The 22,578-nt window shown below is 55.5% G+C and carries 20 protein-coding genes and 2 pseudogenes; 12 read left to right on the forward strand and 10 right to left on the reverse strand.

Annotated elements, in window-relative coordinates; genetic code table 11:
• Window positions 1-209 precede the first annotated feature (209 nt).
• The 3 genes and pseudogenes from VSX58_RS20175 (at window position 210) to VSX58_RS20185 (ending at window position 5,963) form a co-directional block, all read left to right on the forward strand.
• Window positions 210-1,370 (forward strand): annotated as a pseudogene (locus VSX58_RS20175) (efflux RND transporter periplasmic adaptor subunit).
• A 2-nt stretch (window positions 1,371-1,372) separates the two neighbouring features.
• Entirely contained in the window at window positions 1,373-4,534 is a 3,162-nt protein-coding gene (locus VSX58_RS20180) for an efflux RND transporter permease subunit (protein WP_327619668.1), read from the forward strand.
• A gap of 1 nt (window position 4,535) precedes the next feature.
• Window positions 4,536-5,963: a TolC family protein gene (locus VSX58_RS20185; RefSeq protein ID WP_327619669.1), complete on the forward strand. Its 1,428-nt coding sequence runs from the start codon at window positions 4,536-4,538 to the stop codon at window positions 5,961-5,963.
• 438 nt (window positions 5,964-6,401) lie between these two features.
• On the opposite strand, the gene VSX58_RS20190 is transcribed toward VSX58_RS20185, so the two are convergent.
• A complete protein-coding gene (locus VSX58_RS20190; RefSeq protein WP_327619670.1) occupies window positions 6,402-7,343 on the reverse strand; it encodes an AraC family transcriptional regulator in 942 nt (313 codons plus the stop codon).
• A gap of 173 nt (window positions 7,344-7,516) precedes the next feature.
• Between VSX58_RS20190 and VSX58_RS20195 the strand changes: the two genes are divergently transcribed.
• Both VSX58_RS20195 and VSX58_RS20200 read left to right on the forward strand, forming a co-directional pair.
• The gene (locus tag VSX58_RS20195; RefSeq protein WP_327619671.1) at window positions 7,517-8,374 is read left to right on the forward strand and encodes an SDR family oxidoreductase; all 858 of its coding nucleotides are present in this window, start codon (window positions 7,517-7,519) and stop codon (window positions 8,372-8,374) included.
• A 194-nt stretch (window positions 8,375-8,568) separates the two neighbouring features.
• The gene (locus VSX58_RS20200) at window positions 8,569-9,057 is read left to right on the forward strand and encodes a LysE family translocator (protein ID WP_327619686.1); all 489 of its coding nucleotides are present in this window, start codon (window positions 8,569-8,571) and stop codon (window positions 9,055-9,057) included.
• A gap of 91 nt (window positions 9,058-9,148) precedes the next feature.
• On the opposite strand, the gene VSX58_RS20205 is transcribed toward VSX58_RS20200, so the two are convergent.
• On the reverse strand, window positions 9,149-10,357 hold the full coding sequence (locus VSX58_RS20205) for an MFS transporter (protein ID WP_327619672.1): 1,209 nt from the start codon (window positions 10,355-10,357) through the stop codon (window positions 9,149-9,151).
• Between the two features lie 503 nt (window positions 10,358-10,860).
• Between VSX58_RS20205 and VSX58_RS20210 the strand changes: the two genes are divergently transcribed.
• Complete coding sequence (locus tag VSX58_RS20210) at window positions 10,861-11,463, forward strand: TetR/AcrR family transcriptional regulator (RefSeq protein ID WP_327619673.1); 603 nt, start codon at window positions 10,861-10,863, stop codon at window positions 11,461-11,463.
• Between the two features lie 471 nt (window positions 11,464-11,934).
• On the opposite strand, the gene VSX58_RS22540 is transcribed toward VSX58_RS20210, so the two are convergent.
• The gene (locus VSX58_RS22540) at window positions 11,935-12,588 is read right to left on the reverse strand and encodes a PAS domain-containing protein (protein WP_349825812.1); all 654 of its coding nucleotides are present in this window, start codon (window positions 12,586-12,588) and stop codon (window positions 11,935-11,937) included.
• Window positions 12,549-12,758, reverse strand: coding sequence for a hypothetical protein (locus VSX58_RS20215; protein ID WP_327619674.1), 210 nt, complete (start codon window positions 12,756-12,758; stop codon window positions 12,549-12,551). The genes VSX58_RS22540 and VSX58_RS20215 overlap by 40 nt, the downstream gene beginning before the upstream one ends.
• Before the next feature lie 480 nt (window positions 12,759-13,238).
• Here VSX58_RS20215 and VSX58_RS20220 point away from each other — a divergent pair, with 480 nt between their 5' ends.
• Window positions 13,239-14,459 carry a diguanylate phosphodiesterase gene (locus VSX58_RS20220; RefSeq protein ID WP_327619675.1) on the forward strand — a complete coding sequence of 407 codons (1,221 nt, stop codon included), beginning with the start codon at window positions 13,239-13,241 and terminating at the stop codon, window positions 14,457-14,459.
• A gap of 320 nt (window positions 14,460-14,779) precedes the next feature.
• Window positions 14,780-15,058 (forward strand): hypothetical protein, encoded by a 279-nt coding sequence (locus VSX58_RS20225; protein WP_327619688.1) that lies wholly within the window; start codon window positions 14,780-14,782, stop codon window positions 15,056-15,058.
• Window positions 15,059-15,085: 27 nt separating this feature from the next.
• On the opposite strand, the gene VSX58_RS20230 is transcribed toward VSX58_RS20225, so the two are convergent.
• Entirely contained in the window at window positions 15,086-16,006 is a 921-nt protein-coding gene (locus VSX58_RS20230; protein ID WP_327619676.1) for a LysR family transcriptional regulator, read from the reverse strand.
• Between the two features lie 141 nt (window positions 16,007-16,147).
• On the opposite strand from VSX58_RS20230, the gene VSX58_RS20235 reads away from it, so the two are divergent.
• The 4 genes and pseudogenes from VSX58_RS20235 to VSX58_RS20250 all read left to right on the forward strand — a co-directional run.
• Window positions 16,148-16,537, forward strand: coding sequence for a RidA family protein (locus VSX58_RS20235; RefSeq protein ID WP_327619677.1), 390 nt, complete (start codon window positions 16,148-16,150; stop codon window positions 16,535-16,537).
• A 134-nt stretch (window positions 16,538-16,671) separates the two neighbouring features.
• The gene (locus VSX58_RS20240; RefSeq protein WP_407654905.1) at window positions 16,672-17,589 is read left to right on the forward strand and encodes an NmrA/HSCARG family protein; all 918 of its coding nucleotides are present in this window, start codon (window positions 16,672-16,674) and stop codon (window positions 17,587-17,589) included.
• 161 nt (window positions 17,590-17,750) lie between these two features.
• A complete protein-coding gene (locus VSX58_RS20245; protein ID WP_327619678.1) occupies window positions 17,751-18,713 on the forward strand; it encodes a quinone oxidoreductase family protein in 963 nt (320 codons plus the stop codon).
• A 171-nt stretch (window positions 18,714-18,884) separates the two neighbouring features.
• Window positions 18,885-19,040: pseudogene (locus tag VSX58_RS20250) on the forward strand (transposase); the annotation flags it as partial.
• Window positions 19,041-19,097: 57 nt separating this feature from the next.
• On the opposite strand, the gene VSX58_RS20255 reads toward VSX58_RS20250, so the two are convergent.
• The 5 genes from VSX58_RS20255 to VSX58_RS20275 all read right to left on the reverse strand — a co-directional run.
• Window positions 19,098-19,775: an energy-coupling factor ABC transporter permease gene (locus VSX58_RS20255; RefSeq protein WP_327619679.1), complete on the reverse strand. Its 678-nt coding sequence runs from the start codon at window positions 19,773-19,775 to the stop codon at window positions 19,098-19,100.
• Window positions 19,776-19,837: 62 nt separating this feature from the next.
• Window positions 19,838-20,266 (reverse strand): nitrile hydratase accessory protein, encoded by a 429-nt coding sequence (locus tag VSX58_RS20260; RefSeq protein WP_327619680.1) that lies wholly within the window; start codon window positions 20,264-20,266, stop codon window positions 19,838-19,840.
• 2 nt (window positions 20,267-20,268) lie between these two features.
• Entirely contained in the window at window positions 20,269-20,922 is a 654-nt protein-coding gene (nthB, locus tag VSX58_RS20265) for a nitrile hydratase subunit beta (protein ID WP_327619681.1), read from the reverse strand.
• Between the two features lie 18 nt (window positions 20,923-20,940).
• Window positions 20,941-21,549, reverse strand: a complete 609-nt coding sequence (gene nthA / locus VSX58_RS20270) for a nitrile hydratase subunit alpha (protein ID WP_327619682.1) — start codon at window positions 21,547-21,549, stop codon at window positions 20,941-20,943.
• A 23-nt stretch (window positions 21,550-21,572) separates the two neighbouring features.
• Window positions 21,573-22,578: amidase (locus VSX58_RS20275; protein WP_327619683.1), on the reverse strand; the 1,006-nt coding region annotated here is incomplete at its 5' end.

Genomic DNA, 22,578 nt, shown 5'->3' on the forward strand with positions numbered 1-22,578 from the left:
TATCCCGCAATTTAATGCGTCCTACTTGCGGTCAGTCAGCCAAAATAAATTGAGGGTCGCAGTCCAGTGCTTATGCAAACTTAATCATCCCCTTGTAGAGTTTTCCGACATTCACGAGAAGCATGTTCTTTTCATTTCGTTTACATACACCATCGTAAGTTGTTTGTTAAACTCCATTTTTGAGAATGAACGTTCATTATAAGGTTACCATGATGGTTTTTCAGCGGTATGTTATTGCGGGCATGGTGTTTTTGCTTATCGCTTGCGACCAGAGTGCAGAGAACAATTCCGGCTCAGTGGTCACGGAAGTTGGCGTAAAAACGCTTCAAACAGAACCGGTTACATTAACCAGTCAATTAACGGGACGCGTCACTGGTACCATGACGTCAGATGTGCGTCCGCAGGTCGGCGGCATTATTCAGAAACGGCTGTTTACCGAAGGGGATGAGGTAAAAGCCGGGCAGGTTCTCTATCAAATCGATCCCGCCAGTTACCAGGCCAGCTATGACCAAGCCGTTGGTCAATTGAAAAATGCCACTGCGGTGGTGAAAAGCAGCAAATTGAAAGCCGAACGTTACGCGGCGCTGGTGAAAGAAAACGGTGTATCCCGTCAGGATGCGGACGATGCAGAAGCCACTTATCAGCAAAATGTCGCCTCGGTAGCGCAGTACAAAGCGGCCGTCGAGAGTGCGCGTATTAATCTGAACTATACCCGGATCAAAGCACCGATTAGTGGTCGTATCGGTATTTCATCGGTGACGCCCGGCGCGCTGGTGACGTCTGAGCAAACCACGGCATTGGCGACGATTCGCGCGCTCGACCCGATTTATGTCGATCTGACCCAGTCCAGCGTGTAGTTGCTGAAGTTGAAGCGTCAGCAGGCCTCTTTGCATCGGAACGGTGATGACGTGCCGGTAACGGTGCAACTGGAAGACGGCTCGACCTATGGTCATACCGGGAAGCTGGAACTGACGGAAGTTTCGGTCGATGAATCAACCGGCACCGTCACGCTGCGTGCCATTTTCCCTAACCCCGATCATCAGCTACTGCCTGGCATGTATGTGCGCGCCACCGTTAGCAATGGCGTGAAAAATGATGTGATCCTGGCGCCACAACAGGGCGTTACCCGCGACGCGAAGGGCAATGCCACCGTGCTGATTGTGGATAAAGACAATAAAGTCGCAAGCCGTGAAGTGGCGACCGATCGTGTGATCGGCAGTAAATGGCTGATCGACAGCGGCCTGCAAAGCGGCGATAAACTGATTGTCGAAGGCACCGGTAAAGTACACGTAGGCCAAACCGTGAAACCGGTAGAAACGGGCGCCGCGACTTCCTCTGACGCCAGCGCGAACGCCGCCGGAGGGAACTGATTATGTTGGCTCAGTTCTTTATCCGACGGCCGGTATTCGCCTGGGTAATCTCCATCTGCATTATGCTGTTCGGTATTCTCAGCATTAAAAGCTTGCCGATTGCGCAATATCCTGATGTGGCGCCGCCGCAGATCAGCATTCAGGCCACCTATACCGGAGCCTCGGCGGAGACGCTGGAAAGTAGCGTGACTCAGGTGATTGAGCAGCAGCTTACCGGTCTGGATGGGTTGCTTTACTTCTCCTCCACCAGCACCGCCTCTACCGGACAGGTCAAGATCACCGTCACCTTCGAGCAGGGCACCGATCCTGACATCGCTCAGGTGCAGGTGCAGAATAAAGTGCAGCAGGCGGAAAGCCGTTTGCCGGACGCCGTAACGCAGCAGGGGGTGACGGTTGAGAAAGCGCAAAGCGATTTCTTGCTGATCATGGCGTTGTACGACAAAAACAACAAAGCGTCCTCTTCTGACGTGGCCGACTACTTGGTCAGTAATATGGAAGACACCCTGGCGCGTTTGTCCGGTGTGGGCAGCGTGCAGGTGTTTGGTGCGGAATATGCAATGCGTATCTGGCTCGATCCAGCCAAACTGGCTTCCTATTCGCTGATGCCGTCTGATGTGGAAACGGCGCTGGAAGCGCAAAATACCCAGGTTTCCTCAGGGCAGATCGGTGCCCAACCAGCCAGTAAAGAGCAGCAATTGGTGGCGACGGTACGTTCGCGTTCCCGTCTACAAACGCCGGAACAGTTCCGCAATATCGTGCTGAAAAGTCAGGCGGATGGCTCAGCTGTGCATCTGAGCGATGTGGCGCGTGTAGAGATGGGCGATGATGACTACAGTTCCAACGTGCTGGCGAACGGTCATCCAGCTTCCGGTATAGCGATTCAACTGGCGTCCGGCGCCAATGCGCTCTCCACTGCTGAGAACGTGAAAAAGACTGTCGACGAGTTCCGTTCCAGCCTGCCGAGCGGCTATGACATTGCTTATCCGCTCGATAGCACCGACTTTGTTAAAATCTCGATTGAAGAGGTGGTCAAAACCCTCGGTGAAGCCATCGTTCTGGTGGTGATCGTGATGTTTATCTTCCTGCAAAACATCCGTACCACTCTGATCCCGGCCATTGCCGTACCGGTCGTTCTGCTCGGCACTTTCGGGGTGCTGGCTCTCTTCGATTACTCCATCAATACCTTGACGATGTTCGGTGTAGTGCTCGCCATCGGGTTGCTGGTGGATGACGCCATTGTGGTGGTGGAAAACGTTGAGCGCGTGATGCGCGAGGAGCGGCTGCCGCCACGCGAAGCAACAGAGAAATCGATGAAGGAAATTACCGGCGCACTGATCGGTATTGCGCTGGTACTGTCGGCGGTATTCCTGCCCATGACCTTCTTTAGCGGTTCAACCGGCGTTATCTACCGTCAGTTTTCCATTACCATCGTTTCTTCGATGATTCTGTCGGTGGTGGTTGCGCTGACGCTGACCCCAGCACTTTGCGCCACCCTGCTGAAACCGCACGACCATGAAAGCGGTCAGAAGGGCTTCTTCGGCTGGTTTAACCGTAGTTATGAAAAAATCCAGGCGCGCTATCACCAAAAAGTCGGGCACGTGATCCGCAGCTCGGTACGTTACCTGCTGCTGTACGCGATACTGCTGATTGGCTGCGCCTTTATGTTTTTGCGCTTGCCGACCGGCTTTTTGCCGACGGAAGATCAGGGCTATATCATGGTTCAGTATACCCTGGCCCCGGGGGCGACCGAAAACCGTACCAGCGAAGTCCGCCGTCAGATTCAGCAATATTTCGCCACTCAGGAGAAGGACAACGTTAATGTCAGCATGTTGGTTAACGGATTCAGTTTTGCCGGTAGCGGGCAGAACGCCGGTATCGGTTTTGTCTCGCTGAAAAACTGGAGCGAGCGTAAAGGTTCGGAAAATACCGCCGATGCTATTGCCGGTCGCGCCATGATGAATCTCTCCGGCATCCGTGATGCACAGGTGTTTGTACTGTCGCCCCCTTCGATTTCTGGTTTGGGACAGTCAAACGGCTTTACCTTCGAGTTACAGGCTCGCGGCGGCACCGGCCGTGATGAGTTGCTGACGTTACGTAACCAACTGATTGCCGAAGCCAACCAGGACCCGGTGCTCAGCAGCGTGCGAGCCAACACCCTGCCGGATCTGCCCCAGTTGCAGGTGGATATTGATGACGAAAAAGCCCAGTCGCTTGGCCTGTCGATTAGCGATATCAACACCACGCTCAGCGCGGCGATTGGCGGTACTTATGTCAATGATTTCACCGATCGCGGCAGGGTCAAAAAGGTCTACATGCAGGGTGATGAAGCGTTCCGCAGCAAACCGGAAGATATCGATAAATGGTTTGTGAGCGGTACTGATAACGAGGGTAACACTACTATGGTGCCGTTCTCGTCCTTCTCATCGTCCCACTGGTCATATGGGCCGGATGTGCTGTCGCGCTACAACGGCTTGTCATCGTATGAAATCGAAGGCTCCGCGGCATCGGGTAAAAGTTCCGGCGACGCGATGACCGCAATGGAAAAACTGGCGAGCAAACTGCCGGAAGGCACCCGTTATGCGTGGAGCGGCTTGTCCTATCAAGAACGCCTGTCGGGCAATCAGGCGACGTCGTTATATGTCATTTCGCTGGTTGTGGTGTTCCTGTGTCTGGCTGCGCTGTATGAAAGCTGGTCGGTGCCGTTCTCGGTGATGATGGTGGTGCCGCTTGGCGTGTTTGGTTCACTGCTGGCTGTCACGCTACGCGGACTGGAAAACGATGTCTATTTCCAGGTGGCGCTGCTTACCATTGTCGGTCTGTCGGCGAAGAACGCCATCCTGATTGTCGAATTCGCCGAGGAGAATTACCGCAAGGGGGAAAACCTGATAAAAGCGGCAGTACATGCGGCATCAATGCGTCTGCGCCCGATCATCATGACGTCACTGGCCTTTACCGCCGGGGTGCTGCCTTTGGCTATATCGAGCGGCGCCGGGGCGAACAGTCGTATCGCCATCGGTACGGGCATCATCGGCGGCACGATTTCCGCTACGTTGCTCGCTATTTTCTTAGTCCCGCTATTCTTTGTGCTGGTCCGCCGTATCTTCCCGGGGCTGCCGCATAGTCATGCGAGTCACACCGAAACTGCTGCGAAGACGGGGGAATAATATGTCAGCAAAAATTTTGGCGGTCTTTCTACCCGGTTTCCTGGCGGGATGTGTGTCGCTGGCTCCTGACTATCAACGTCCGGATGCATCTGTCGCCAATACTTTGCCTCCGGGAGACGCGTATCGTTCGTTACAGGGGACGCAAGCCGCGAACTATCGGGATATTGGTTGGCAGGAATATATTCTTGATCCAAAGCTGCGCCAGGTCGTGGCGATGGCGCTCGACAGCAGTCGTGATTTGCGTGAAGCGGTCGCCAGCGTTAAGGCTGCCCATGCGCAGTATGGCGAAGAACGTTCTGCACTGTTTCCGACCATCAGTGCCGGTGTCAGCGGTACGCGGTCGCGTGCGCTGACCGGTGAAGGCAACCAGACCGCCATCAGCAACAGTTATGAAGCCGAGGGCAGCGTCAGTTCGTTCGAACTGGATCTGTTTGGCAAAAATCAGAGCCTGACGCGCGAGCAGTATGAAACCTACCTCGGCACGCTGGAGGGGGCACGCAGTACGCGCCTGACGGTATTGTATAATACGGTGGATTACTGGCTGACGCTGGCGGCCGACCGTAGCAATCTGGAGATAGCCAAAGAGACGGCGGAAAGCGCACGCCAGTCGATGGAAGTGACGCGCAAACAGATGGAGCATGGTACGGCTTCACTGGTCGATGTCTCCTCAGCGGAAACGACCTACCAGTCGGCGATGGCCGATGTCGCCAACTACACCACCAGTGTGGCGCAGGATAAAAACGCGCTGGACCTGGTGGTGGGCCGTAGCGTGCCGGATCATCTATTACCGGATAATATTGATGCGCTGGAGCAGGCGTTCCGCAAAGTGCCGGCGGGCATTTCGTCCGATGCGTTGTTTAATCGCCCGGATGTGCTGGAAGCGGAGCATAACCTGAAGTCTGCCAATGCCAGTATCGGCGCGGCGCGGGCGAACTTCTTCCCGAGCATCTCATTGACAGCCAGCGGCGGCGTTGGCAGCTCCGCGCTCTCCTCGCTGTTCAAAAACGGAGCCGGAATCTGGTCATTTGCGCCGAGCATTTCACTGCCGATTTTCAGCGGCGGCTACAATGTGTCATATCTGAAGTACACCAAAGCGGAGAAGGAGTACTACGTGGCGGCGTATGAGAAAGCGGTGCAGACTGCTTTCAAGGAAGTCGCGGATGCACTGGCGCGGCGCGGCACCATCCAGGATGAGTTGGCCAGCCAGCGTAACAATGTGGCGGCATCGCAGACTTATTATCATCTGGCGGATCTGCGTTACCGTAATGGAGTGGATACGTACCTGAACGCGCTGACCGCGCAGCGTACGCTCTACAGTGCGCGTACCGGCCTGGTCAGTACGCAACAGGCGTATTATCTGAACCTGATTACCTTCTACAAGGTGATGGGCGGCGGAACGGCATTGAAAGAATCAGAACTGAATCTGTAAACCACATCGCGTGGGCTGATTTTTTCTCGACGCGCGGCTAAGTATTAGCGGATCTTTGTCATGTATATCGACAAAGATCCGTTTTTTTATATGATGCCGTAACTTCATAATGTATGTTACTTACCCAGTAAAACTGGACACCGCCTTACTCCGCGATCGCGGCATCAGTTTTCTTATCATAGCCCATCAGACGCAGCGTCGGCGACGCGGTTCCCGGCTATGCAGCCAAAGTGACGGCGATTTCCGCCGATCGGGTGGCGCTGGAATACCAGGGGCGTTATGAAGCCTTACGTTTACGTTTATACGACGATGCCGCGCCGGCGACGGCAGGCGGAGATCCCTCCGTAGCGCAGTTAAAGGCGCGGCTGCAGGATAAGTCGATGCAAGTGATGGATTACATCACGATTTCTCCGGTGATGAGGGGGACAGTCCGATCTTTCAAAGTGTGGATGCAATCCCCTCCAGTTGAACCGCCGGCAACAACGCAAAGGCCGTTTTCATTTCCCGCGCCTCCTTTCCGGGGCTACGCCCGAAAGTGCGTTTGAACTCGCGGTTGAACTGCGACGGGCTTTCATAGCCGACTCGCGCGGCGGCGGCGGCGGCCGTCAGATTATCTCGGATCATGAGCAGTCGAGCCTGGTGCAGACGGACGGATTTTATGTACTGGATCGGAGAGGTTCCCGTTACCTCTTTAAAGCGGGCATGAAACGTAGGCGTCCCCATGCCCGCTTCGTGTGCCAGCAAGCCTACGTCCAGAGCCTGTGAATAATCGCTGTGAATACGCTTAAGCGCGCGCGCGATCCTGCCAAAGCCGCCGTGACTGGCTAATGCCGCGCGTATCGCCCCCCCTTGCTCGCCCTTAAGTACGCGAAAATAGAGCTCTCTGATGATGCCTGCCCCGAGTATTTTGGCTTCAAGGGGAGAGGTTAGCGCTGTTAAAAGCCGTAAGGCCGTATCGGCGAGCGGGCAGTCCAAGGGGGTTGAGATAATCCCAAGCGGCTCCGCCAGCGAGTCACTGGCCGAGTGGTCAACGTCTATCATCAGGTCGGCGATATTCATCATATTCAGCCGTACCGAGATCCCCAGCAACGGCTCTTCCTGGCTGGCGCAGGTTTCGGTCGAGAACGGCAAGGGCACCGAGAGCACCAGGTAATGCCGGGCGTCATAGTGGTACACCCGGTCGGCCAGGTAACCCCGCTTACTTCCCTGGCAGACGATCACGATGCTTGGCTCATATAACACGGGCGTTCGCCCCAAAGGCCGATCGGCTCGCATCAGCCGAACGTCATCCAACAGCGTGCTCGTATAGCCTTCATGGGGCGCCAGTTGCTTAATCAGGCGACTCATCTCTGCTTGCTGCTCGCCCGCTGAAATAAACATGACGCAAAGCCCCTTTATTAGACAAATGTGCAGTTATTGTCGCAAAAAACATTTTATATAAATAGATTCATATAGGAATAGGCAATGATTCAATAGTTCCAGGCCTGGTTCATTCGGTCTCGCCAGCCTAAGCTTTGTTCAGTAATTCATTGAACAAGACGGAGTATCACCCCATGCAACAACAAACAAAAACTGAAAATGTCTGGTTTATTACCGGCGCCGCGCGCGGCATCGGGTTGTCGCTGGCCCGCCAGGCGCTGGCCCTGGGCGATAGGATTGCGGCTACCTCGCGTTCGCTCGCCAGCCTTAACAATGTGTTCGGCAGCGACAATCCGAGACTGCTGGCGCTGGAAGTCGATCTGTGTAGCGAAGCAAGCGTGAAGGCGGCTATCGAAAAGACCATGACGATATTTGGCCGTATCGACCGCGTGGTAAATAATGCCGGCTACGGTCAGCAGGGGGCGGTCGAAGCACTCACCGATGCCGAGTTGCGGCGTAACTTCGAGGTCAATGTGTTCGCGCCGTTGCATGTGCTGCGCCACGCGCTGCCGCATCTGCGCAAACAGCGCGGCGGCCATATCTTCAACATCGCTTCTATCGTTGGCTTCCAAGGGGGATATGCCGGCTGGGGAAGTTACGTCAGCAGTAAGTTCGCGCTGGCGGGGCTGACTGAAACGCTGGCCGCCGAAGTGGCCGAGTTGGGCATTAAGGCCACGGTGGTCTATCCAGGCCCGGTGCGTACCGGCTTTTTGTCTAAAGATAGTCTGGCGGTCGCTCAACATTCGATCGCGGATTATACCGCAGTACAGGCTTCTCTGGCGCTCCATCTCAATGAGCTGGATGGCCAGCAGGCTGGCGATCCGGAAAAGGTGGCCGCCCTGATCCTACAAGCGGCTACAGCTGCAGAATCCCCGGTTCACTTATTTGCCGGGAAAATCGCCAACACGCTTGCCGAGCAGAAAATGCAGGCCGTACGTAAGGATCTGGATGTGTGGCGTGGCGCTTCCGACGCGACGGATTTTAGCGATTGACAATTAAGGCAGATCCTTAACTGTCCTGATCTGCTTTTTACTCGTTACTTATGGCCGGTTTGGATTGGGGGATGTAAATGCGGTTTTGTTTACGCCAGACTATTTTTTATCACTCATTATTTTTATTTAATGCGTGTTGAGTCGGTGATTACCTGATTCTTACTGCGATACCGCCGTTCGGCGGCGGCGCGGGGATTTCAGTTGCCGATATCATCCACATCTTGTTCGCTGTCGTGGGTATTTCCGCGATTATTGCTGCATTGGCCACCCTGTTCGGCATCATAAAATATCTGGGGGCGATCTATTTGCTCTATCTTGGCGTCAGGGCCATCAGGCAGAGGGATACGGCTATACCGGCGCGGGAACCGGTACGCTTGTCGGCGGGGCTGGCCTTTCGACAAGCGATATTAACCGAGTTGTTTAATCCCAAAACGGCACTCTTCTTTCTGGCTTTTTTGCCGCAATTCGTACGCCCGGAAAACGGTGTCGTTTTCCTACAGCTTCTGTCGCTAGGCATACTGTTTACGATGATGGGGTTCGGGAGCACGCTTATCTTTGCCCTGGGGGCGGGTAAAATGGGGAATTTCCTGCGCCGTTATCCGAGGGTGGTAAAGTGGCAGGGCAAAGTAGTCGGCTGTATTTACTGTGGTCTCGGGATCCGACTCGCGCTTCAGCAGCGTTAAATTAATGAGCGGCGTAGATTCCACTACCGGCCATCGCCCAGAGACGGCCAGGTATCCAAGAAAACCGGTGTGGTTTAAAACAGTCCTTCCACTATGCCAGGCTCCGGTCACGCTTTCCGGTACGGATATAGGCGTTGGCCATGGCGGGCAGAATCGTCAGAATTGCCAGGATCGCCATTACAATGCCAAGAATCAGCGTCGAGTGAAGGCCGTAGCGCTCGATCAACGACGAGCCTAACGCACTGCTGATAATGACGCCGAGGGTGATGAAGGATGAGTGGACGGTATTCACCAGTGGTGAAGCGTTTCCTGCGCGCTGCACTCGTACCGTCATGGCTGGATTCATTGTGACGCCGACAAAACCGATAGCGATCATTAAGATAAGTGCGACGGGGGCGATCTGAGTCCACAACGCGAGTCCCGTAAGGAACAGCGCGTTCAGGATTGTCCCGCCGAGCAGCGCCACGACAGTGTGGCGATCTGCGAGGCGGGCCACGATGCTGTTTCCGATGACCGTCGCGGCGCCGTAGGCGAATAGAAGCCATGGGACGGTGCCAAGGTCGAATCCAGAGAGCGTCGTCAGAATCGGGGTGAAGAAGCTGAATACAGCGAAAGTGGCGCCGATGATAAGCGTGCTTGAAAGCAGCGCCAGCAGCAGTTGAGGACGCATGAACACCAGCGCCTGTTCCTTGATTGATTGGGCGGATTCCGGCGGCTGACCTTCGGAGCGCGGGTTGTGGACGAAGAGCAGGGTTAAGACGCCGGCCAGAGCGGTGGCGATTGCGATTGCCCAGAAGGCCGATTGCCAGCCGAAATGTTCGCCGATCAGCGTGGCCGCGGGAAGACCGAGAAGCGTGCCGAGCATGAGTCCGTTCATTGCGACGCCGATCGCCCGTCCTCGGCTGTTCTCATCAACGAGGCGTACGCACAGGGAAATCGCCACGCCGAAAAACGCTTGTGAAGCGACGCCTGTGACAATGCGCGCCACGACCATAACGCCGTAGCTGGATGCGAAGATCGCAATGACATTGCCGATGAGAAAGATCGCGAGGATCGTGAGCAGACTCGCCTTCGGCGGTACGCGACGGAGGAGGAAGACGAACACGGGCCCGCCGACGGCCATGGCAACGGCGAACGCGGTGACGAGATAACCTATCTGGACGATGGTGACGTTAAAGCCCGCCGCGAGTTGCGGCATGAGCCCTGCGACGGCGAACTCGCTCATAACCATGGCAAAGATTCCGATTGCCAATATGTATACGGCGCCGGGAACTTTCTTAATAGCATGTGACTGTTGCATTCATTGAGTCCTCTCCCCGGCGTCTTATCCGGGTTGTTGCTTGGGATTAAAAATCACACTATCGCGGCAAGGGGGGTACGCCAGTCGACGACTCGTGTGCGTAGCTCAGCGTCTGCCCGGAAGCGTCGGTCCCGTACTGTCATTGGCTTCTCCGATCAACGTGATGTCGTGTCGCGGTACCGGTCTAAGCGTCGACAAAATCAGGGTTCTTGCTGTTTAGTATTGTATTTTAAAATACAAAACTGCTTTTATTGTATTTTATAATCCAAAAAAAGCAACGCGTTTGAATCACTCCGACTTTGGGAGAGCGTTAAGTGTGGGAGCGGATACGGCGCGAGCTGAACTGATAGGTAACGGGGATGTGTCATGTCGGCCACCCGCTTGGCTGGCTGATGGTGGAAAGCCAAGCGCCGCGCCGGTGATAGTTTTACGCGGCCCCTTCGGCTATGCGCGCCGAGCACGCGTTCTGTATATTACTATACAGAATATGCTAAGCTCACCGCATGGGTAGACCACGTTTATTCGATACAGAGACGGTACTGGACTTTGCGGCGGCAGAGTTCCGCGTTCATGGTTTCGCCGACACTTCCACAGAGCGGCTGTGCGAAGTCGCCGGCGTGCGCCGCAGCAGTTTGTACAATGCCTTCACCTCGAAGGAAGAGCTGTTCGTGCAGGCCCTGCGTCGATACGTCGAAGTCATGGCGCAACGGCAGGAGACGGTACTCGCCGATGCTGAGCTTGATGGCGGTACGCGGCTGTGGCGGATCGTCGAGATGGTGATCGACGAGGAGCGGACGGCGCGTAAGGCGGGGCATGCAGCCGGATGCATGACCGTGCATACGTTTATGTCGCCGGATATACGGTGGAGCGATCGCCGGGTGCAAAGCATCCTGGAGCATGACCTGAACCACCGTATTTCTCTCCTGGCCCAGGCCGCGAAGGTCGGGCAAGCCGACGGCAGCGTGCGCCCCGAATCCTCGCCCGAGGACGTGGCTACGCTGATTGTCACCGTAATCTCTGGCCTGCGGGTGTTCGCCCAGACCGGCGCAGAACCGGCGCAACTGCTTAGGATCGCACGAATGAGTCTGGGGTCGACGCTGGCCTGATCGCCTTACGCCATGTCGCGAATGAACCGCCTGCATAGTCCGCCCGAGAAAAAACAGCCGTTTCGGCGTTATAACCCATTAGCCGCAGCGCCTTGTTGACCGTGTTTTCGCACTTTGGTTTATACGGGTTATGGTCGCCGGAGAGCGCCAGTAATCACAAATGGTGCAGGATGGTTTGTTTGTCCCATGCTGCCAAAGCCCGGAAAAACGACAGACTCAATGAAACAACGCCGATCGTTTAAGCATCGAGATACACGGGGCGACCACCGGGGTGAGGCGTCCCTACGGGAACCTCCCCCGGTGTTTCCCCTAAAAACCGGCTTAAGTGAACGGCATTAGACTCAATGAAAGGCGTTTCTTTTGGGAATATTTTGGGCGGGGAATCAACGAAGGGATCGATGATTTTCATGAAAACGTTTTCTCGCAGAGAACAGAAAATAATCAACTTAACAAGTAGGGAAAGTATCTCACCTATTTTTTTGAGATCTGGCTGCTGATGATCTCATCTGTAATATTATAAGCATATTTGTTTATTTTATAAACATTGCCGTATGTGTCCCGTAATGGACAATAGGTGGCATGTATCCAGAAAGGCAATTTGTTTTTACCCACTCTTTTAAAACGCTCATTAACAAAATCACCTTTACGCAAATTCTTCCACAACTCTCTGTATTCCGAAGAATTGACATATTCTTCTTCACACAGTTCTTGATGATGAAGTCCCTTAATTTCATGGAGGCTGAACTTGCAGATTCGCAGGAAATTTTTATTGGCCTTTAGAATACAACCATTAACGTCAAATTCAATGATGCCCTGAGCTATATTAATCGCCCTGGATTTGTAACGCTTTTCCAGTTCCTCTAATCTGGATACTGTTATGTTCTGAGCAACTTTAATGATCCCGGTGCATTCACCATTCTGATTTATAACTCTGGTGTAGGTTGCATGAATCCAGAATACAGAGCCATCTTTTTTCTGCCTTATGAATTCTCCTTTTTTAACCTTTCCTGACAGCAGTTTACCCCACCATATACCATGTCCACGAATTTCTCCGTCAATGAGTGGTTTCTGATGATCTTTATTTTTTAGTTCACTTCTGGTATATCCCGATCTTTTACAAAAGATATCATTAACATTTTTATTATACCGTTAATATCGAATTCAATGACAGCATACGCATTATTTATTGCCTGAAACTTGGCCAGTTCGGTGTCATTTAAAACATTGATATCAAATTTTGCATACTCACCCCGTCGGGGTTGCATATGTACCACGGAAAAAATATCAGTATTCATGCTACCTCACGAACCTCTTCTGCTTATATAATGCTCTCCTGAAGAAATCAAGCGTTATTGTCAATGAAGCACTCATATAAATCGTGCAGTTAACATTGTCATATCAAATAAGATATTTTTGTTTTATATTTACATACATCATTTTTTATATTTTACAGAAAAGCAGTGAGCATGAATAAGGGGATCTGATTCCGTTTTCAGTATAAAAATTAGCGCGTTAAATTTTTATTTAATCACATCTTTTGCGCTCATTCATACATCGCCGCCTCCCTGCGGTCATACCTGTTTCTTTCCTGTAAAAGTATGGTGAATCTCATTTCGGCACATGGTAATGTGAGGCTCATCCCGTGTTCCATATCATTCGCATGCATACGTACTTTACCACTGGAAGTGGACTGAAGGATGCTGGATTGATTATGGCATCAGTGGTCTCTTTTTAACATTGCAGATTCAAGTCTTATTCCTGAAGGAAGTAAATGTATGCTGACCACACTGATATACCGCAGTCTGATGAGTCCCGACTTTCAGCAGGACTGCCTGCATACGCTTGTAGACGAGGCCCTCGGTAAAAATAACGCGTGTCATGTCACAGGAGTACTGTTGTTTGATGGTTCGGCGTTCTTTCAGGTTCTTGAGGGAGAGGAAAGTGTGATCAACGCTCTCTTCGGACGGATCAGCGCTGACATGCGACACGGCTCTGTGGTGCAACTGATGCAGGACTATGCAGCTTACAGGCGTTTTCATGATACCGGTATGCGGCTGTTTGATCTACGCAGCCAAACTGCGGATGCCATACTGGAGGATATCCGTACCCTCAGCCATTTCAGGGGGGACTGTCCTCAGGATGATCGAATATTCAGGTTTGTCATGACATTTCTCGCCTACCGGGGGCGACATACTATACCGGCAGAGTTCAGTGCTCTGCAGTGGGACCGGGAAGGCAAGGAACTGTTTACGCTTACTCAATGGCCGCACAGAGACCCGGAACACCCCTGTCAGTTCGCCCTGCAGCCCATAGTGGAAGCCTTGACAGGCAGAATATCCTCTTACGAGGCCCTTATTCGCAGTCCTTCAGGGGCATCTCCTGCCGAAATGTTCGAATCTGTTCCTGTTGACAGGCTTTACAACTTTGATCTCGAGACAAAAGCATATGCATTTATGTTGGGGGGCAGGATGCTCAAATGCAGTGAGAAACTGTCAGTTAATCTCCTGCCCGGAGTCCTTCACTCCGTCCCCGGTGCTGTGGCAACGCTGATAAAACAAATCAGGGCAGCAGGTCTGAGACCCGATCAGGTCATTATTGAAGTAACTGAAACGGAAGTCATCACGGAGCCGCGTGCATTTTACCAGGCGTTAAAAGAGTTGCGCATTGCCGGGATAGGGCTCGCTATTGATGATTTTGGTGCCGGATATTCAGGACTGACATTACTCGCCCGGTTTCAACCCGATAAGATAAAGATAGATATGGCTCTGATAGAGGACATACATATCAGTGGCGTCAAACAGGCGATAGTGCGTGCCATTGTCCAATGTTGTGACGACCTTGGAATTCATGTTGTTGCAGAGGGTGTGGAGAAAATGGAAGAGTGGTGCTGGCTGGAATTTGCCGGGATCCATCTGTTTCAAGGATTTCTTTTTTCCCGCCCCAGCCTGAATGATGTCGGTCACATACGGTGGCCCGTCAGGATCCAAGCCACTTAACCGATCTTGGCCCACATACGATCTTTCTGTTTGTAATCCCACGGACCATGGTTGCGAACTTGCTGATAAAACCAGTAATACGTTTGCGGCGTTGCCATATTAGACGGCGTTTCCGTTCATGCGGGCTTCTCTCATGTTTTGATGCAAAAGAGAAAAACCACCTGAAGGCATAAGGGGAATAACTGCCATGATTTCCTCCATTTAGGGCTAAGCATTCCTTGTGCGTCGAGCTTTTATCGCAGAGAAAAAGGAATAAACCAGATGAGAAACGAATATTGAGAATATTCTCGCTCTCGTTGGTGTGTAGTGAAGAAGGGTGAATGTTTTTTGAACCCTGGTTAACGATGTGTTGGCGCGATGAATATGCGGTTAGTATTCAAATAGGGCTGCTATTCCCCTCTTTCTTCTCTATTTTCCTGATGGCTTGTGGATTCCGAACGGTAACGGAAATGGAGATCCAGCAGACCTTGGGACGCGAGATGGAACAGGAGCGGTGGACGAGCCTGGATCGTACGCTGCAACGCGAGGTGGCCGTGTTCGAACCGGGCGACGATGGCCGCAGCGTCATCGGCCGCGTCGCCGCGAAAGGGCTACAGTAGGAGCGAATCAGAGGGGCAGGGATGCGGTTACTCATTGTTGAAATTCGGGGCATGCTGCTGCATCAATTCAATGATCCAATCAATAAAAACTCGCAGTTTGGCGCTGACATGGCGGTTCGGTGGAAATGCCAAGTACAGCGGCATTGGATTAAAACGCCATTGTTCAAATAATGGAATCAAGGCGCCACAAGCCTGATGTGCTGCCGCCATATAGACTGGCAGCGCAATCACGCCTAACCCCGCTAACCCAGCTTCGAGGTAGGCATTGCCATCATCCACTGCGAGCACATAGTTGCTCTTGATTTCAATATGTTCACTCTCACAGTGCAGTGCCAGAGGCGCAATCTTACCGGTGCGTGAGGACAGAAATCCCACTATGCGATGGTCGCTGTTTTCCAGCTCTCGCGGATGCGCAGGGGCGCCAAGGCGTTCCACATAGCTCGGTGCGACATAGGCGCCGATTTGCAAATCGCCGACATGGCGTGCGATCAGGGACTGGTCGTTGATTTCGCCGCCGCGCAAAACGCAATCCACGTTGTCGCCGATCAGATCCACCACCCGGTCGCTTACGCCCATGTCGAGCTGGATATCAGGGTAGCGCGCGTGGAAAGCAGGTAGCGCCGGCACCAGGACGAGGCGGGCCAGCGGACTGGGCACATCCACCCGTAGCCGCCCTCTGGGCGTAATCGCCGCACTGGACAGGCTGGTTTCAGCATCGTCCATATCCGCCAAGAGGCGGATGACGCGCTCGTAGTAGGCCGCTCCATCGGGAGTGACGCCGAGCTTGCGGGTGGTGCGATGGAGCAACTTGACGCGCAGGCGCGCTTCCAACTGCTGAATGAGTTGCGTCACCGTAGTTTTGCTCATATGAAGCGTTTGGGCAGCCTTTGTGAAGCTACCCGCCTCTACCACACGAGCAAAGGCGCGCATCGCATCGAAGCGATCCATTCCTTATCCTCTCTTTTCATAGATTGTTTGGATTTTACAAACAATGATGGACAAAGTCGCTTGTTTATCCACCCGACCCAGCACCTGTAAAGTGCCTTTTTGTTCATTGGGCAGATTTCGCCCCATTGCAAAGGTACAAACATGACAACACGCGAAGCAGTATTTCCCTTTGGCCGGCAGGCGCTCTATGAGCGCAATCAGTATTCACCGGCCATCAAATCTAACGGCTTCTTATTTGTTTCGGGGCAGGTTGGCAGCCGCGAGGATGGGTCGCCTGAACCCGATATAAAAACACAGGTCAGGCGGGCATTCGATAACCTTAATGCTGTTCTCACGGCTGCGGGCTGCACATTCGGCGACGTGGTTGACGTAACCCTCTTTGTCGTCGATCCCGAGTCGAACCTCGACGCTATCTGGCGTGTTCTGCCAGAATATTGGGGGGAGGCGCCTTACCCCGCTTTGACCGGGATAGGCGTGACGTGGCTTTACGGGTTTCAGTTTGAGATTAAGGTGATTGCCAAGCTGCCCTAAGCGCTACGGGTTTTTCGGCTTAATCATCCGCTATGGCAAGGCGCCAGATAACCTGCATGATCCATTTGTCACCGAGTCGCGTGCAGATTCCGTGCGATGGAATTGGCTGGAAGGATGAATATTGAGGAAAGAATATGACATTCTCATTTTTTTCGAGCTCAATCATGAACGAAGTACATCGCCCCATCATGGTTTTCGGCGCCACCGGACGACAAGGCGGAGCGGTGGCCAAAGCGCTCCTGAAGGCTCACTGGCCCGTTCGCGCTTTGGTACAAGATCCATCCGAACCCGCGTCAATCGCGCTGCGGGAAGCCGGCGCCGAACTCGTGCATGGGTCATTGGATAATGTCGATGTCATCTCGTCGGCCATGACGGATGTGCATGGCGTCTTCAGCGTGATGCCAGCCAACCTGTCGGCAGAGGATGAGGTCTGTTATGGCACATGCATCGCTGATCTGGCAGCAAAAAGCCGCATCGATCATTTCATCTATTCCTCGGGTGCGAGCGCTGGCGACAAACTGACAGGTGTCCCGCGCTTCGACGCCAAGCCTCGTATCGAGGCACACATCCGCGGACTGCCGCTCGCGGCAACCATCGTCCGTCCTATGATCTTCATGGAGATGCTCGTGCGACCTGGCTTTGGCCTCGATGAAGGGCGGTTGTTTTCCCTTATCCACCGCGATCGTTCAATCCAGCTCACTGCCGTGCAAGACATTGGGAAAATCGTTGCCGCTATGTTCGCGGACAAGGCGCGGTTTGCCAGGATGACGTTGAAGATTGCCAGCGATCGCGTGACGGGCCATGAACTGGAGTCGGCCTTTTCGCAAGCCGCTGGCCGACCTATCACCTATTCCCGCTTCCCGGATGAGCTTCTGGCCGCCAATGCCGATCTGGCGCACATGGCATCAAGCCTGGAAGATGGCCCGCTCGCAGAGCGAGTAGACCTCGATTTGATGCGAGAAATCAATCCTGAACTCGTCTCGTTGCGTTCATGGCTGCTGGGTAGTGGACGCGAAAAACTTGAAGAAGCACTGCGCAGGAAACAAGCGTAGGCAGGCTACACTAAGTAAGAGGGAGATGCACACAGATGGCGTTTCGCCGCCTTCGCCGCTTCCGCGCCGTAACTGAAGAACTGCCTCAAAGAACGCTGGCAATATAAGACGGATCGCGCCACGCGACTCGAAATCCTAAAGCAGTTCGGTTGAGGGAAACCATGAAAGCAGTTGTCTACGATCAACCCGGATCACCGGATGTCCTTCGTTATACGGACGTTCCCGACCCGCTCTGTCCGCCCAACGGTGTTGTCATTCGGGTGGAGGCTGTCGCCCTCGAAAGAGGGGATCTGATCAACCGCGCGTCATCGCCGCCGCCTTATCCCGGCTACGTCATCGGCTATGCGGCGGCAGGCGAGGTCGTTGCAGTAGGTCGTGATGTTCACGACCGTCAGGTCGGTCAGAGGGTCACGAGCTTCGATATGTCGGGCTCGCATGCCGAATTGCGCGCCGTAGCCGCTAGTAAGACTTGGCGGGTACCGGAGGGGCTCGACATGGTGGTTGCTGCAGCACTGCCAATCGCGTACGGAACCGCGCATCATTGCCTTTTCGCGCGCGGCGGCTTGAAGCGCGGCGAAACCGTCCTGATTCAGGCGGCGGCCGGCGGCGTGGGAAGCGCTGCCGTACAGCTCGCGCGTCAGGCTGGTGCAACCGTGCTCGGGACGGTATCCGGCGTGGAAAGAGGCAAACGCCTGGCGGCACTTGGACTGGATCACGCAATCGACCGTCGGATGGTCAATGTGGTGGAGACGGTCATGCGCCTGACCGAGGGACGAGGTGTCGACCTGGTTGTGGATCCGGTTGGAACGACCTTGCAGGACTCCCTGGCGGTGCTGCGTCCGGAGGGGAGATTGGTCTTCGTTGGCAACGCTGGTGGAGCGACGCTGCAGGTTGATCTGTGGCCCGCGCTTCAGGCGAATCAGTCGTTGCTTGGCGTGTTCATGGGAACGCAGCTTGAAAAACCCGAGGTGCATCAGACGGTTTCCCGGATGCTGGAGCAGGCAGCCAATGGGAGCCTCGAGGTGCTCATAGACCGGGTCTTTGCGCTTGCGGATGCGGCGCAGGCCCATGCGTATGCCGAAGGCACACCCACGCTCGGACGTGTCGTACTTGTCTGCGGCTGATCCGCCATCGGTCCGGGCGTCGGCTTCACATATAGCCGCGAGCCAAGAGTCAGGCGTGGTCGCTGGCGAATCAATCTCTACTGCTTACGACCTACCTGCTCCGATAAGCTGGGCTTTACTCTGGTTGAGGGACACGCCGCAGCCTGGCAAGCGCTGGGTTGCAGTTACCCCAAACCCGCCCGTGAGATTGGTCTGCATAACTCTGAGCTCTATACTTGGCGCACTAAACAACGCCAGCAAAGTACGGCTTCCGAACGTTAGCAATAACTGGCCACGGAAAATGCCCGTCTTAAACGTCAGCTCGCCGAGCATGAGGAAGAACTGAGTGACCATGTACTCATTCTCTGCTGCGCCGCGCGGACGCGGTGCAGCTAGTGGGGATTATCATTTGGCCATGTAGAGACGCTGTTCCAACAGCGCGCTGCCGCGCAGACGGCGTGCCGTTTTGGCGATGGCCAGCACGGCCAGATCGACCAGCGGTTCAACGATGATGACGGACAGGTAGGCGCCGCCGAACGACAGCACGCTGGTCAGGTTTTCAGCCGAGAAGCCTTGGCCATAGATGGCCCAGAAGGCGACCCAGGCGACGATGCCGGCCTGATAAGCCGTGGACAGCGCTAGCGCCTGGCGATAGCGCAGTTCCACATAGGGCGTATCCGGTTTGATGATGCGGCCGGCCAGTGCCGACAATGCGAACAACGGCACCAGCAGCGTGGTGACGTTCATGCCGTACTGCGGCAGGTCGAACGGCGCGAAGAACATCCCCTGGATCAGCAGCCCCAGCGCCAGCCCGACGGCCGACGGCGCCGCGCCGAACAGCAGGAAGAGCGTCGAGCCGAGGATCAGGTGCACTTCGGAGACCCCGACCGGGTGGTGCGGCATGACTTCGAAGAAGCAGAACACCAGTGCGGTGGCGGCGAGGGAACGCCCCGCAAGCGAGAACAGACCGTGTTGACGCGCGGCGTCCATCGCCAGTTTAAGCGTGTAAGTGGCGGCGCCCGCCGCTGTGGCGTAGCTCAGCCAGATTTTTCCAGCGTCGACGAGACCGGGTTCGATATGCATGGATACCTCCTTTGCCGTCCTGACGGACGGCTTTTGTCATTATAACGGTTGCAGGTGAAAAATTATTTCGCCGGGCTGATCGTCACCGGTACGCCCAACTGATGATGGCCGTGGCTGTGCTCGGGCGGACAACTGGCGTTCGCCAGCAGAATGGGCTGGCCGTGGGGTGTATTGAGATACGCCTGGCGCCACTCCCGCGTGCGGAGCGCGATGTCGTCCGGGGCGGTCAGGCCGAGCGTCTCCGTCATTTTCTCCATCGCCGCCGTCCACTGGCGGTAGTAAGCGTCGTTGACGCTTTCGCCCGGCTGCGCCGGCGCGGCCTTGATCTCTTCGCTGAATGTGTGCACCCACTCCGACCAGGGGAACAGACCCGCCTTGTACAGATGGACGATCAGGGAGAACGCCTTGGCCTGCCACGGCTTGTCGAACACCGGGCCCTCTTCGTCGCGCGGCAGGTCGATCGCCGCATAGTCGTCATTATTGGTCGTCATGCTTATGCTTCCTCCAGATAATCGTCCCACAGATCGATGTATACCTTGTCCGGCGTCAGCTTGTCCCACAGCTCCTTGGCGGTGAAGCACACGCTGTAGACGTGCTGGGGATGCTCGCCCAGGCCGTGCGCCGCGGTGTCCGGCGTGATGAATACGCCGTGATCGGCCACCACGGTGCCGGTCTTGCCGCGCGCGTAGCGCGGCAGGCGGGTATGCGTTTCCGGATGGATGTTTTTCGTGCGTATCCGGTCGCCCTGCTTGAAGCGCGGCGCCGCGTCGTGGCCGACGCGGGCGGAGGCGCCGGTGCTGACCACCGGCTGCACCATCTCTTTGGTCAGCACCGGAGTGCCCGGCGCGGCGGGCGTAGGTTTCGCCGTTCCCCGCAGTTCGTCGAGGGTGATGACGCCTTTTTCCAGCAGCAGCGTTTCGAATGCGTGCAGCCAGTGCTCGTAGTAGCTCGCCTCCAGATAGTGGGCCGGGTCCATGCGCTCGATGGCGTGGCGGAACTCGTCCACGTTGAAGTGGCCGCCGACGAAGAGCGAGGCGAACAGCGGGAAAACCCGGCGTTCCCAGTCGTAGTGGAAATTCGGCTCGTTTTCCTCGGTGATGATGGGGCCGAGGCCGTGCATACCGCCTAAATCGTGTATCCCGTTCATCGTATTCTCCTCAGTGAGTCAGGGGGTGACGGCCAGTCCGGTGCCGATCATCGAGTCGCGCGTGACCAGATCGGCCAGTTGCTCCTCGCTCCAGCCGTCCGTGCCATCCGGCCGCTCGGGCAGCACCAGATAGCGCAGCTCGGCGTTGCTGTCCCAGACGCGCACTTCTTTATGCGCCGGGATGGTCAGACCGAAGTCGGCCAGCACGCCGCGCGGGTCGATGACGATGCGCGAGCGGTAGGGCGCCGACTTGTACCAGACCGGCGGCAGTCCCAGCACTGGCCAGGGGTAGCAGGAGCACAGCGTGCAGACGGTGACGTTGTGCACCTGCGGCGTGTTTTCCACCACCAGCATGTCCTCGCCCTGTACGCCGGAGAAGCCCAGCTCGGCGATGGCGGCGGTGGAGTCCGTCAGCAGGCGGCGCTTGTACTCTGGGTCGCTCCAGGCTTTGGCGACCACCCGGGCGCCGTTGCGCGGCCCTATCTTGTGCTCATAGGTGTCGATCAGTTCGTCGAGGGCGGCGGGGTCGATCAGCCCCTTCTCCTGCAACAGGGATTCCAGGGCCCGCACGCGCAGTTCAATTTCTGCCGGTGGCTCGGTGTGATCGTGGTCGTGTTTGTGGTTCATAGCATGTTTTCCCTACAGTGGTGTCAAAACGTCCGCCAGTCGCCAACTGATTCGAAGGCGGCAGCGGCCTGATAGATAGTGCTTTCCGCGAAGTGACGTCCCACCAGCATCATTCCCACCGGCAGATCGTCCACCATGCCGCAGGGAACGGACATGGCCGGATGGCCGGTGATATCCTGCGGCGCGGTGTTGCCGATCATTTCGAATGCGCGGGCAATGTATTCGGTGATGGAGCAGCCCGCTTCCGGCAGCGGTTGGGCGACGATAGGCAGCGTCGGCATCACCAACAGGTCGTACTGCGCCAGCGCCCGGTCATAACCCGCGCGGGCGCGGCGCGCGATATTCTGCGCTTTGGCATAGTAGCGGCCGTTGTAACGTTCCAGTCCGTACTGGCCGACGAACATGCAGATCTTGAGCGACGGAGAGAGCGCGTCAGCGTTGTCTCTCCATTGGGCGTGCTTGTCCAACAGCGCCACGTCGTACTGGCCTTCCCAGTTAAAGCCCATACCGTTGCCGTGCATCATTTGAGCGGTCAGACCCTCGCAGCCGATGGGGGACCAGAGCGCCCCGGCCAGGCCGTGCTCCGGCACGGAGATTTCGCCGACGATCGCGCCCTGCGCTTCCAGCCGAGCGACGGCGGCACGCACTTTTTCCGCGACGCGCGCATCCATGTTCGGCAACTGGAAACCTTCGGTCAGGATGCCGATCTTCAGCCCTTTTACGCTCTTGCTCAATGCTTCGCTGTAGGCTTCCGTTTTGGGCGCATACTGGCGCGGATCCAGTCCATCCGCTCCGGCGATGACTTCCAGCATCAGAGCGTTGTCGCGCACGCTGGCGGTGATGGGGCCGGCATGATCGATGGTGGCCTCGATGGGCATAATGCCGGTGTAGGGCACCAGGCCGTGGGTCGGCTTCATGCCGTAGGTGCCGCAGAAGGCCGAGGGAATACGGATGGAACCGCCCTGATCGCAGCCAATGGCCATATCCGCCGCGCCCGCGGCCACTAGGGCGGCGCTGCCGGAGGAGGAG

The organism is Brenneria populi (assembly GCF_036016195.1).
Classification (GTDB): domain Bacteria; phylum Pseudomonadota; class Gammaproteobacteria; order Enterobacterales; family Enterobacteriaceae; genus Brenneria; species Brenneria populi.